The organism is Amycolatopsis sp. NPDC001319 (assembly GCF_042896185.1).
GTDB lineage: Bacteria > Actinomycetota > Actinomycetes > Mycobacteriales > Pseudonocardiaceae > Amycolatopsis.
On the sequence record NZ_JBIAWY010000015.1, the window covers coordinates 95,640 to 107,222 of the forward strand.

At 70.9% G+C, this 11,583-nt stretch carries 10 protein-coding genes; 4 read left to right on the plus strand and 6 right to left on the minus strand.

What is annotated here, in order from left to right; translation table 11 throughout:
* Window positions 1-7: 7 nt before the first annotated feature.
* Entirely contained in the window at window positions 8-460 is a 453-nt protein-coding gene (locus ACFY1H_RS40990) for a carboxymuconolactone decarboxylase family protein (RefSeq protein ID WP_366581816.1), read from the minus strand.
* Between the two features lie 282 nt (window positions 461-742).
* A complete protein-coding gene (locus tag ACFY1H_RS40995) occupies window positions 743-1,921 on the minus strand; it encodes an MFS transporter (RefSeq protein WP_366581817.1) in 1,179 nt (392 codons plus the stop codon).
* A gap of 417 nt (window positions 1,922-2,338) precedes the next feature.
* On the opposite strand from ACFY1H_RS40995, the gene ACFY1H_RS41000 reads away from it, so the two are divergent.
* Window positions 2,339-3,202 (plus strand): SDR family NAD(P)-dependent oxidoreductase, encoded by an 864-nt coding sequence (locus ACFY1H_RS41000; protein WP_386955619.1) that lies wholly within the window; start codon window positions 2,339-2,341, stop codon window positions 3,200-3,202.
* Window positions 3,203-3,382: 180 nt separating this feature from the next.
* Here ACFY1H_RS41000 and ACFY1H_RS41005 read toward each other — a convergent pair whose 3' ends face one another.
* Window positions 3,383-3,757 (minus strand): DUF190 domain-containing protein, encoded by a 375-nt coding sequence (locus ACFY1H_RS41005; protein WP_366581819.1) that lies wholly within the window; start codon window positions 3,755-3,757, stop codon window positions 3,383-3,385.
* 35 nt (window positions 3,758-3,792) lie between these two features.
* Complete coding sequence (locus ACFY1H_RS41010) at window positions 3,793-4,158, minus strand: DUF190 domain-containing protein (protein ID WP_366581820.1); 366 nt, start codon at window positions 4,156-4,158, stop codon at window positions 3,793-3,795.
* 464 nt (window positions 4,159-4,622) lie between these two features.
* On the opposite strand from ACFY1H_RS41010, the gene ACFY1H_RS41015 reads away from it, so the two are divergent.
* Complete coding sequence (locus ACFY1H_RS41015; protein WP_366581821.1) at window positions 4,623-6,350, plus strand: sulfate permease; 1,728 nt, start codon at window positions 4,623-4,625, stop codon at window positions 6,348-6,350.
* Between the two features lie 65 nt (window positions 6,351-6,415).
* Here ACFY1H_RS41015 and ACFY1H_RS41020 read toward each other — a convergent pair whose 3' ends face one another.
* A complete protein-coding gene (locus ACFY1H_RS41020; RefSeq protein ID WP_366581822.1) occupies window positions 6,416-6,853 on the minus strand; it encodes an SRPBCC family protein in 438 nt (145 codons plus the stop codon).
* Between the two features lie 444 nt (window positions 6,854-7,297).
* On the opposite strand from ACFY1H_RS41020, the gene ACFY1H_RS41025 reads away from it, so the two are divergent.
* A complete protein-coding gene (locus ACFY1H_RS41025; RefSeq protein ID WP_366581823.1) occupies window positions 7,298-7,807 on the plus strand; it encodes an OsmC family protein in 510 nt (169 codons plus the stop codon).
* A 263-nt stretch (window positions 7,808-8,070) separates the two neighbouring features.
* On the opposite strand, the gene ACFY1H_RS41030 is transcribed toward ACFY1H_RS41025, so the two are convergent.
* The gene (locus ACFY1H_RS41030; RefSeq protein WP_366581824.1) at window positions 8,071-8,493 is read right to left on the minus strand and encodes a PPOX class F420-dependent oxidoreductase; all 423 of its coding nucleotides are present in this window, start codon (window positions 8,491-8,493) and stop codon (window positions 8,071-8,073) included.
* Between the two features lie 271 nt (window positions 8,494-8,764).
* Between ACFY1H_RS41030 and ACFY1H_RS41035 the strand changes: the two genes are divergently transcribed.
* Window positions 8,765-11,581 (plus strand): ATP-binding protein, encoded by a 2,817-nt coding sequence (locus ACFY1H_RS41035; RefSeq protein ID WP_386955622.1) that lies wholly within the window; start codon window positions 8,765-8,767, stop codon window positions 11,579-11,581.
* The last annotated feature ends 2 nt before the right edge of the window (window positions 11,582-11,583 follow it).

Consider the following 11,583-nt stretch of genomic DNA (forward strand, 5'->3'; position numbering starts at 1 on the left):
AGCGCGGTCAGCGAGGCGCGGTGGCCGAGTCCACGGCGGGGATGTCGATGTCGGTCTGGTTGACGTTGTTGATGAAGTTGGTGAGAAGGGCCTGCACCGCCACCGTGACGATCGCCAAGACCTGGGAGTCGGTGTATCCGGCGTCTCGCACGGCCGCGAGGTCGGCGTCGCTGACCTGCCCCCGGCTGTCGACGACCCGTTTCGCGAAGCGGGCGGCCGCGGCGCGCTTCGGGTCGACCGAACTCCCGCCGCGGCTCAGCTCGATGTCCTCATGGGACATACCGCCGAACTCGGACGACACGTACGTGTGCATGGCCAGGCAGTAACTGCATTCGTTGGCGTGCGAAACGGCCAGCGCGATGCTGTGCCGGGTCCGCGCGTCCAGGACCCGGCTCAAGGTTCCTTGCAGCGTCGTGACGACCTCGAGAACGGTCGGGTTGGACGCGATGGTCCTGAACATGTTCGGAACGAAACCGAGCTGCGTGCCGACGTTGTCCAGGATCCGCTGAGCACCTTCAGGGACCTCGTCGGGGGCGGGAGTGTTCAGTCGTGACACAGTGAATCGACCTCCGGTGTGAGTAGCCGTCGTCGAGCCCGAGCCCGGGCTCCTGGTGCTGCAGAGTCCCGAACCTCGTCGTCGCGGACGCACCGATTATGGACTATACAGACCAAAGTCTGCGACTCAACTTCTCCTGGGGTCGTGGTGGAGCCGGCTCGGCAGTGGGTGATCGATCGCTGTCGATCACTGCCCGGACGGGCCTTTCGGGCCGGTGTGCGGGTTGCGTGCGGCGAGAACGGTGAACACGGTCGCGACCAGAGCGAGCCCGCCGTAGCCGAAGGCGATCTGCTGCAGGGAAAAGGTGCCGGAGAGCTGGCCGGCGATGAGGGCGGGGATCGTCGAACCGCTGTAGGAGAGCAGGTAGATCACGCTGAACGTCGGTGCGCGGTCGGCGAGGGTGCTGCCGGACAGCAGGCCGCGGGTCGCGGCGCTGATCGCGATGCCTTGGCTCGCTCCCGCGACGATGGTCGCGGCGATGAACAGCACGAGGGTGCCGGTGACGATCGCCGTGATGACGCCGGCCATTCCCGCCAGAAAGCCGATCATGCCAACGCGTTGGGCGCCGGCCGGGGTGAACCTGCCGCCGAGGGGAGCGCCGAGGACGCTCGGACCCATGTAGGCGGCGAACACCAGCCCGAGGACGAGGGGGCTGCGGGTGTGGAGCTGATCTTCCACCAGCGCGGGCACGAACGCTTGGTAGAAGGCGCCGGCCGCCCACGTGGCCAGAAGCACCGCTGCCGCGACGGGGAGCAGCCCACGGACCTGTGCCGGCACGAGGACCCTCGGGCGCAGCGATCGCCAGGCTCCCGGCGTCGGGGTGGCGGTCTCCGGGCTGACGGCGATGAGTGCGACCGACAAGAGAAGCAGGCCGATGACGATCAGGTATCCGAGGTCGCGCGGCCAAGGTCCGAACTGGACGAGGGCACCCGAGGCGATGGCGCCGAGGGCGAGCCCGAGCATGACTGTCTGGCTGGAGGCCACCGAAGCCAGCCAGGCCGGCCTCTTCGGGGCGGCGTCGACGATGTAGGAGGTGAGACTGCTGCTGGCCAGGCCGGCCCCGAGACCCATCAGGAGCCGGCCGGCGACCAGGACGACGATGTCGTGGACGTTCAACAGCACCACGCAGCCCAGGATGAGCAGCGCGAGGCTGGCGATCGAGATGGGCCGCCGGCCGAGGTGGTTGGACAGCCTCCCCAGTACCAGGAGCGTGGTCAGGGTGGCGACGGAGTAGGCGACGACGGTTACCGAGATGCCGGCGTTGGTGAACCCGTCTTCGGCCCGGTAGATGTTGAACAGGGGGATCGTCGAGCCCACCGCGGCGAACACGGCCACGAGGGAGATCACCGCGGAGACGAACGCCACCTGCGGCGTCCTCGTCGGGCGACCCTCGTCGAGCGCTGGTGCCGCGTTTCGCATCGGGGCGTGCCTTTCGCTTGTTCCGGACGGCGGCGCACCTGCTGGACGGCGGTGCGGAGGTGCCGGGATGCTGCCCATCCGCGGAAGCAAGACGCGGGGATCGACTGAGTCGACTTCGTTCACCGGCGCGACCATCATGCACCAGGGCGGACCATCTGGTCCACTCGGTGGGTGGTGGGTGGGCCACTCGCTGCGCAGATCGGACCGTGATCCGGCGGTGCGGGTGTGCCTCGCGTCCCCAGGGCTGGGGCGACCGGTACCGGCGGGCCGGGACCTACGGGTGTGGTCGGCCCGGGATCGCCACGGGTGCGCTCGCGTCGCGCGGGGGAGTTGACTTGATCTTGCTGCGGTGGGAGGTGTCCGATGGGTGTAGGGGGCTCATCGGGCGGTGGCTGGTTCTCTTCCCATTTGTTGCGGATGCGTGATTGTTGCCGATTCGGGAAGGAACGGTCCATGGGTGGGATTTTCGAGGGACGCAAGGTCGTCATCGTCGGCGGCAGCAGTGGTATGGGGCTGGCGACGGCGCAACAGGTGCTCGCCGGTGGTGGCAGTGCGGTGATCACGGGCCGAAACGCCGAGAAGCTCGGGACGGCGGTGGAAACGCTGTCGCAGCAGGGCAAGGCGTGGGGCATCGTGGCCGAGCTGACTGATCGCAGCCAGGTTCCGGCGGTCCGGGAGCAGCTCGCGGCCGAGCACGCCGATGCGAGCCTGCTGGTGAACGCGGCGGGCATTTTCGTGCCGAAGGCGTTCACGGAGTACGACGAGGCGTTCTACGACTCGTTCGCCGAGTTGAACCGGGCGATGTTCTTCATCACTCAGACGGTCGTCGCGGGGATGATCGCCAGGGGCGAGGGTGGCGCGATCGTGAACATCGGCTCGATGTGGGCGCATCAGGGCGTGGCGGCGAAGCCGCACACCGGCCACTCGTTGCAGAAGGGCGGCTTGCACTCGCTGACGAAGGCCCTGGCGATCGAGTTGGCGCCGCACGCCATCCGGGTCAACGCGGTCGCGCCGGCGTCGGTGAAGACGCCGCCGTATTTCCTTCTGGTTCCCGAAGACCAGCGCGACGACCCGGAGACGAACTTCTCCACGATGCATCCGCTGGGACGCGTCGGCACGCCGGAAGACGTCGCGAACATGGTGTCGTTTCTGCTCTCGGACAAGGCGAGCTGGATGACCGGCGCGATCGTCGACGTCGACGGTGGCGTCATGGCCGGCCGCAACTGACCACAGGACCGGCCGGCCTCGGCACGGTGGCCGAGCACCGGTTCTGAGTCACCTCGCGACGACGGGGGGCGGGGGTGGCCGGCCCGTGTGGGAGGACTGGGGCAGGCCACCCCCGCGGTGCAGCGCACGGCCGTGGGGGCTCGCGGTGCGCTGCGGTCGTGAGCTCGCCGGTGAAGCGGGTCAGTTTTCCGTGCGAGATCCGGCCGCCGGGCCGAGCGTGGACCACCCCATGGTCATCACGTCGACGTTGTCGAGGATGACCGTGCCGTTGCTGATCACCTCCTGCAGCTGGGGCAGGAATGCCCGGATCTTGTCCGGCCGGTCGATGATCAGGACGAGGATGGGCATGTGGTCGGCCATGCTCAGCATCCGCGTCGTGTGGATCATGCGGTGCAGGCCGTACCCCTCGCAGCCCCGCACGACCGTCGCGCCGGCGAGGCCGGCCTTGCGTGCGCGGTCGAGGATCTCGCGGTGCAGCGGTGTGTGCTGCCAGACGTCGTCTTCGCCGATGAGGATCGTCATGCGTAGCGCGGTTCCCGTGAGCTGCATCGTCATGCACTCCTCTCGAGTGGGATGGCCGCCACCGGCTCCTAGGTCGCCCACGACCAGCGTGACCGGGCCGGAGCCGATTCGGTGAAGTGAAGGGACTCGAGCTCGTCGATCACCACGGGCGCGGTGAGCTCGAGGTCGTCCAGCTGCGTGAGGAACTCCCGGATCTTCGCGGGGGAGTCGACGATGACGATCAGCAACGGCAGGTCCGCGCCGAGCGGCACCCGGTGTGGCGTGTGGATGCGCAAGGTCGCGCCGTAGCCGGCGATCCCGCGGAACACGCTCGCCCCGGCCAGGCCCGCCCGGCGCGCGCGGGCCACGATCTCGGCATCCAGCGGCCGGTGCCGCCAGATGTCGCCTTCGCCGAGGAAGATGGACAATCGCAGAGAGTGGCTGGTTGTCGTCACGACGTCCTCCCGGTCCGCTGCAGCACTGCATCGTCCAGGAAGCCATCAGCCGTTGCGTCCGGCGGTTCGGGCCGTGGGGCCCAGGCGGGATCCATCGCCACTACCAGTACATCCCCGCCGCGGCGATGGGTCAAGTCCGCGCGCACGCCCGTGAGCAGGGGTTCGCCCGGCCGGCGCGTGTGCCCGCCGGATGCCGCCGGCAGGTCAGCACCTCGGCCGGACCCGAGCTGCGCTCACCCGCCGCCCGCGGGACCGGTTCCGGGCTCGCAAGGCGCTCGCGATGCACCTCTTCGCGCACGCCCCGTCACCCGCGCGCCCTCGCCCGCCAGACCGAGTTCTGCCGCGCCGGGTCGAGCGTCATAGAGCGGTGCTGTGGATTGGTTCGTCCTTCGGAGGCGAGGACCGGCGGCCGCGGCCCGATTAGCATCGCGTCGAACCGCCCGCCGGCAGAAGGGATCGGCGCCATGGCCCAGTGGATCCCCGGCCTGCAGCAAGTACGTACCTACCAGCGGCGCTGGCTGGCGAAGGACCTCGTGGCGGGCGTCGTCCTCACGACCCTGCTGGTTCCACAGGGCATGGCCTACGCCGAACTCGCGGGGCTGCCGGCGATCACCGGGCTGTACACGTCGATCCTGTGCCTGCTGGCCTACGCGGTCTTCGGACCCTCGCGGATTCTCGTGCTGGGGCCGGATTCCTCGCTGGGACCGATGATCGCCGCGACCGTTCTGCCCCTCGTCGCGGCGAACGGGGACCCGGCCCGCGCCGTCGCGCTCGCGTCGATGCTGGCGATCATGGTCGCGGTGATCATGCTCGTCGCCGCAGTCGCGAAGCTCGGGTTCATCGCCGACCTGATCTCGAAGCCCACGATGATCGGGTACCTCAACGGGCTGGCCTTGACCATCGTGGTGGGTCAGCTGCCCAAACTGTGCGGGTTCAGCGTCGACGCGGAAGGGCTCCTCGCCGAGATCGGCGCCGTGGCGCGGGGAATCGCCGGCGGCGAGGTGGTCGGCGCGGCCGCCGCGGTCGGGCTCTGCGGTGTCGCGGCGATCCTGGTGCTGCAACGCTGGGTGCGCAAGGTGCCCGCGGTTCTGGTCGTCGTGGTGCTCGCGATCGCCGCGGTTCCGCTGTTCGATCTGGGCGCCCGCGGGGTGCAGCTGGTCGGTGTCCTGCCGGCCGGCTTCCCTCCGCTGACGCTGCCGCATGTGGGCTTGGCCGATCTCGCACCGCTGTTCGCCGGAGCGGTGGGTATCGCGGTGGTGTCGCTGGCGGACACGATCTCCACGGCCTCGGCCTTCGCCGCCCGCACCGGGCAAGAGGTCCAGGGCAACCGGGAGATGACCGGAATCGGCGTGGCGAACCTGGCGGCCGGGCTGTTCCAGGGTTTTCCGGTCAGCACCAGTGGTTCGCGGACCGCGGTGGCGCAGCAGGCGGGGGCCCGGACCCAGCTGACCGGGGTCGTCGGCGCCGTGCTGATCACGGTGATGATCGTGCTGGTGCCCGGCTTGTTCCGGAACCTGCCCCAGCCCGTGCTGGCGGCGATCGTGATCACCGCCGCAGTGTCACTGGCCGACGTGCGCGGCACAGTGCGGCTGTGGAAACAGCGCAAGACCGAGTTCCTGCTGTCGATCGCCGCCCTGGCCGGAGTCGCGCTGCTCGGAGTGCTGCCCGGGATCGCCATCGCGGTGGTCCTGTCGATCCTGAACGTGTTCCGGCGGTCGTGGCTGCCCTACCACACGATCCTCGGGAAAGTCCCCGACCTGCCCGGCTTCCACGACGTCCGGTCCTACCCGCGGGCGCTGCGCCTGCCGGGACTGGTGCTCTTCCGCTTCGACGCGCCACTGATGTTCGCCAACGCCAGAACTTTCCGCGACGAGGTCCGCCGCCTGGCGGCGGCCACGCCGGCTCCGCGCTGGATCGTCGTGGCCGCCGAGCCGGTGACCGATGTGGACACCACCGCCGCCGACATGCTGCGGGAACTCGACGACGAGCTCAACGCGCGCGACACCCACCTGGTGCTGGCCGAGCTGAAGGACCCGGTGCGGCGCAAGATCGACCGCTACGAGCTCACCCGCAGCCTCGACCCGGCTCATTTCTATCCCACCGTCGGCGCGGCCGTGGCCGCGTTCAGGAAGGAGACGAGCGCCGAGTGGGTTCCCTTCCGCACGGACGAACGTCCTTCAGGAAAACGGTGACCGCGCCGCCGACCCGCACGCCGTGATCACCTCGACCACGGCGTTCTCCCTACCCGAGCCGGTCCCTACCCGAGCACCTTCCGCAGCCCGGCGATGCCGCTGCCGTACACGTCCTCGGCGAAGGTGCGGTTGAGCTCTTCCTCCTGGCCCGCGTCGGCGTCGTACTCGGCCCACCACTCGACGAAGGACTCGCCGGTGTCGCTGACCGGGCAGACGCGGACCGTCGAGACGTAGCGGCGCACGCCGAACGGGTTCGCGCCGACGAACGCGTAGGTGAGGGTGCGACCGGGGTCGTCCAGGGAGACCAGCCGTTCGTCGAAGGGGTCGCCGCCCGTGGCGAGGGTGAGCCGCCGGACGGCCCCGGCCTGCGCGTCGACGCCCTCGACGATCTCGCTGTGCCCGATCGCGGGCAGGAAGGCGGACAAGTCTCCGAAGGCACGGACCTGGGCCCAGACCTTCTCGACGGGCGCGGCGACGACTCCACTGGCGTACGGGCGCGGCATGGTCACTCCAAGCTGTCGATCGAACATTCTCGGTGCCGGCGAATCGTAGCGAAAATGCGGCGGATGATCGAACGCTCGGAACCCGCCCGACCTGGCCGCGGTGCCCAGTCGGCCCGGCCGGCGTGGGCGACCGCCACGAGCCGCCTTCGCTCATCGAGAAGGAGCTGACCTGCGTTTTTCCCGGCGCGGTGGGTGCATCGGGTCACCCACTCGGCCGCGCGCTCCGCAGGCGGCGGCGCCTGCCGCCACAGCACCCCATAACGAACATTCATGACCACCGATCTCCGCGCCGGCCGGCGGCCGCCTCCGTACGACGAGGCCGCCCCCGGGCCGTGCTTTCGCTGGTCGTCGGCTGGTCCAGTCCTCCGTGGCTGCGGGCGCAACCACCTCCCTCGCGGGTCCTCACCTTTTTGATTTCCGGGAAAGATGGGCACAATCGAGCGCATGGACACCGAAGAGCTGCGCGCGACCCAGGCCCCGTTGAAGGACAAGTACCGCGACGAACCGGAGAGCGCGCTCGTCACGCTGCACGCCGACGCCCAGCTCGACGGCCTCGGCATCTCCTGCAAGGTCGAGACCGGCCGCGCGATCGTCGAGGCCGGACTGCACCCCGCGACCGGCGGCGACGGCACCCTCGCCTGCTCCGGCGACATGCTGCTCGAAGCGCTCGTCGCCTGCGCCGGGGTCACGCTGCGCGCGGTGGCGACGTCCCTGGGCCTCGACGTCCGCGGCGGCCGCGTCCGCGCCGAAGGCGACCTCGACTTCCGCGGCACCCTCGCCGTCGCCAAGGACGCCCCCGTCGGCTTCCGCGCGATCCGCCTGTCGTTCGACCTCGACACCGACGCCGACCCCGACCAGCTCGCGACGCTGAAGAAGCTCACCGAGCGCTACTGCGTCGTGTTCCAGTCGCTGCGCACACCGCCGGAATTCGCCGTGACGCTCGCGGCGAACTGAACCGTCGCGGACCGACGGCGCCCGAGGTCAGTCGACGAGGATCGGTCCGTGTCCCTCGGCCGCTCGCCAGTCGCCTTCGACCAAGTGCAGGTTCGCGCGGCCGACGCTGGCTCCGACCCGTGTGCGCAGCTGGCTAGGGAGCGGCGACTTCCTTCCACTGCAACGGCTTCTCGGCCGACGGGGCGGGAGTGTCTCAAGCGATTGCGCGCATGGATCCATGTTTCGGCGGGTCGGCCGGTAGTCCGGCGGCGGTCACGCTCGAGTCAGGCGATGGCCGCGTAGGCGCTGACGTGCTCGATGCGCATCCGCACGAGCAGCATGCCGGGCACGCTGTTGCGTTCGCCGAACTCGCGGGCGCGGTCCTCGCCCATGTAGCGGGCCGCGATGCTCGTTGCCCAGGTGCGCAACTGTCGGGGGTCTTCGGAGATGTCCGCGTGTCCCCAGAGGACAGCGTGGGAGTAGGGAGCCACCTGATCGTCGATGCAGACCGCGGCCCGGCCGTCGCGGATCAGGTCGTGGGCTTTCACGGTCACGTTCTCCGTGGTGAACACGAGGTCGTCGCCGTCGAGGAGGAACCACACGGGTGCGATGTGCGGGCCACCGTCCGCCCGGACGGTGGCCACCTTGCCCGTGCGGGTTCCCTTTCCGATGAAGGCTTTCCACTCGTTCTCGTCCATTTCGGTCATGCCGGCCAGCATCCGCCCGCGCTGGGGCAGGCGCAACGCTGCCGGCTGGTTCCAGCGGCCTTGACCTGCGAAAACGTGTGATGTGGAGCGCCGTGGCGAGCGCGCCGTTCACGAGGACAGCCGGGATCAGGCGGACCTTCTGCGTCCACAACGGACGATCACCACGCGGTACGGGAATGGGTCGCGGAACGTCCCACGACGCCCGAAGCGCCATAAACTGGTCGTCCGCGGCAGCGCCCCGGCGACGTCGGGCAGCCGTGGCCTGGAGCTGGTGGACGGAGGCGATCAGGTGCTGCTGGGCCGGCACCGAGAGTGCGCAACGCTCGACACGCTCGTCGGAGCCGTGCGGGCGGGGCAGGGTCGCGCGCTGCTGCTGGTCGGCGAACCCGGTGCCGGAAAGACCTCGCTGCTGCGTTATGTCGCCGCGCACGCCGCGGGGTGCCGGGTGGTGCGCACGGCCGGCGTCGAGGCCGAGCGGGAGCTGCCCTTCGCCGGCCTGCACCAGCTGTGTGTACCCCTGCTGGACCGGCTGGGCCGGCTGCCGGCCCCGCAGCGCCAGGCGCTGAGCACCGCCTTCGGCCTGACCGCGGGTCCGGCGCCGGACCGGCTGCTCGTCGGGCTGGCCGTGCTGGGCCTGCTGGCCGACGCCGGGGCCGAGCGTCCGCTGGTGTGCCTGGTCGACGACCTGCAGTGGCTCGATCACGCTTCGACTCAGGCGTTGGCGATCGCGGCGCGCAGGCTGTTCGCCGAATCCGTGGGCTTGGTCTTCGCCACGCGAGAGCAGGTGCCCGCGGCCGTGTTGATCGGCGTCAGCGAGCTACCGGTCCGGGGACTGCCTGCCGGGGACGCCCGGGCCCTGTTGCGGACGGCGCTGCCGGGCCCGGTGGACGAGCGCGTGGCGGAGCAGATCGTCGCGGACGCCGGGGGAAATCCGCTGGCGCTGCTGGAGTTGCCGCGGAGCATGCCGCCCTCGGAACTCGCCGGTGGCTTCGGCCTGCCGGCTGCCCGGGATTCACCCGGCCGGATCGAGGCGAGTTTCCAGGAACGAGTCACCCGGCTACCGGAAGCGTCCCGCCGGCTGCTGCTGGTCGCGGCGGCCGACCCGCTCGGCGACGCGGTGCTCGTGTGGAGTGCCGCCGAGCTGCTGGGCGTGGGGGTCGACGCGGCAGCCCCCGCCGTGTCGGCGGGCCTCGTCGAATTCGGCGCACGGGTGGGATTCCGGCACCCGCTCGTGCGCTCGGCGGTGTACGACGGCGCCACGGAGCAGCAACGGCAGCATGCGCACCGGGCGCTGGCGGAGTGCACGAACCCCGAGTCCGATCCGGACCGCAGGGCGTGGCACCGGGCCCGGGCCGTCGCCGGGCCGGACGAGGAGGTCGCGGCCGAACTGGCCCGGTCGGCGACCCGCGCGCAGGCCCGAGGCGGTCTTCCCGCCGCGGCGGCGTTCCTGGCTCGTGCGGTGGAGCTGACCCGCGATCCGGTGAGCCGGGCGGAGCGAGCGCTCGCCGCCGCGCGGGCGGCGTTCGACGCGGGCGCGCCCGAAATGGCGCTCGGCCTGTTGTCGGTGGCTCAGGCGGGCCGCTTCGACGACCTGCGCCACGCAAAGGCCAACTTGCTCCGGGCCGAGGTGGCGTTCGCGGTCAGCCGGGGTGCGGAGGCGCCCATGCTGCTGCTCAAAACCGCTCAGCAGCTGGAGCCGTTCGACACGCGCCTGGCCAGGGACACCTATTTGCAGGCCCTGTCGGCGGCGCGGTTCGCGCTCCACCTCGCGGTCGGCGGCGACGTGGTCGAGGTGGCGGAAGCGGCCCGGCGCGCCCCCGTCCCGCCGGGCCCGCCCACCCCCGCGGACCTGCTCCTCGACGGCCTGGCCGCGCGCGACACCGGTCAGCTCGCCGCCGGCAGCCACCTGCTGAAACGGGCCTTGTGTGCGTTCTGCGACGAGACCGGCGGCGGCGTGGACGAGCTGCGCTGGCTCTGGCTCGCCGGCACCACCGCACCCGACCTGTGGGACTACCGGAGCTGGGAACGGCTCGCGACCCGGCACGTCGAGCAGGCCCGCGCGGCCGGGGCGCTCACCACACTGCCACTCGCCGTGACCTCGCGGGTGGCAGTGCACGTGGTCCTGGGCGAGCTGGCCGAGGCGGCCGCGCTGGTCGGCGAAATCGATGTCCTGGCCGAAACGATCGGCGTCGGCCTCGCGCCCTACGGAGCGGTCATGCTCGCCGCCTGGCAGGGCCGCGAGGAAGAGACTTCGGCGATGGTCGCCGCCACCCGCGGCGAGGTGCTGGCTCGCGGTGAGGGCTCCGGGGCGCAGATCTACGCGTGGGCGGAGGCGCTGCTGGGCAACAGCCTGGGCCGCTACGCCGACGCGGTGGCCGCGACCGACCTCGTGGAGCAGGAACAGCTGCTGGTCGGTGCGGGGCTCTGGATGATGGCCGAACGCGTCGAAGCGACGGCCCGGAACGGGCAACCTGACGAGGCCGCGCAGGCGTTGCGGCGGCTTTCCGCGCACACCAGGGTCAGCGGCACGGAATGGGCGCTCGGCATCGAGGCCCGCTGCCGGGCGCTGGTCACCGAGGGGTCGGTCGCCGAGGACAACTACGTGGAGTCCGTCGAACGGCTCGGCCGGACACGCGTGCGCGGCGAACTGGCGAGAGCCCACCTGCTGTACGGCGAGTGGCTGCGCCGCAACCGGCGACGGCGGGCGGCGCGCGAGCAGCTTCGGACCGCGCACGACTTGTTCACGGAGATGGGGATGACCGCGTTCGCGCGCCGGGCGGAGCGGGAGCTGCGTCCGGGCGGGGAAGTGCCGCGCCGGCGTGCCGCCGAAGGAAATTCGGAGCTCACCGCGCAGGAGGTCCAGATTGCGTGGCTGGTCCGGGAAGGCCTGTCCAACGCCGAGATCGGAACGCGGCTGTTCCTCAGCCCGCGCACGGTGGAATGGCACCTGGGCAAGGTGTTCGGCAAGCTCGGCGTCACGTCGCGCAAGCAGCTGCGCAGCCTGCCGAGGCCGGCTCACCCCGGGCCCGTCCGCGGGCCGACCGGGGTGACTCCCGGGTCCGGAGACGGCGGCGGGGGACCACGCTGAGG

What these genes read in the sequence shown, in the direction of transcription:
- ACFY1H_RS41025 (WP_366581823.1), top strand. Translation starts at nt 7,298, where the DNA reads ATGGACACCGAAGAGCTGCGCGCGACCCAGGCCCCGTTGAAGGACAAG.
- ACFY1H_RS40990 (WP_366581816.1), bottom strand. Translation starts at nt 460, where the DNA reads ATGTTCAGGACCATCGCGTCCAACCCGACCGTTCTCGAGGTCGTCACG.
- ACFY1H_RS41030 (WP_366581824.1), bottom strand. Translation starts at nt 8,493, where the DNA reads ATGACCGAAATGGACGAGAACGAGTGGAAAGCCTTCATCGGAAAGGGA.
- ACFY1H_RS41020 (WP_366581822.1), bottom strand. Translation starts at nt 6,853, where the DNA reads ATGCCGCGCCCGTACGCCAGTGGAGTCGTCGCCGCGCCCGTCGAGAAG.
- ACFY1H_RS41005 (WP_366581819.1), bottom strand. Translation starts at nt 3,757, where the DNA reads ATGACGATGCAGCTCACGGGAACCGCGCTACGCATGACGATCCTCATC.
- ACFY1H_RS41015 (WP_366581821.1), top strand. Translation starts at nt 4,623, where the DNA reads ATGGCCCAGTGGATCCCCGGCCTGCAGCAAGTACGTACCTACCAGCGG.
- ACFY1H_RS41000 (WP_386955619.1), top strand. Translation starts at nt 2,339, where the DNA reads ATGGGTGTAGGGGGCTCATCGGGCGGTGGCTGGTTCTCTTCCCATTTG.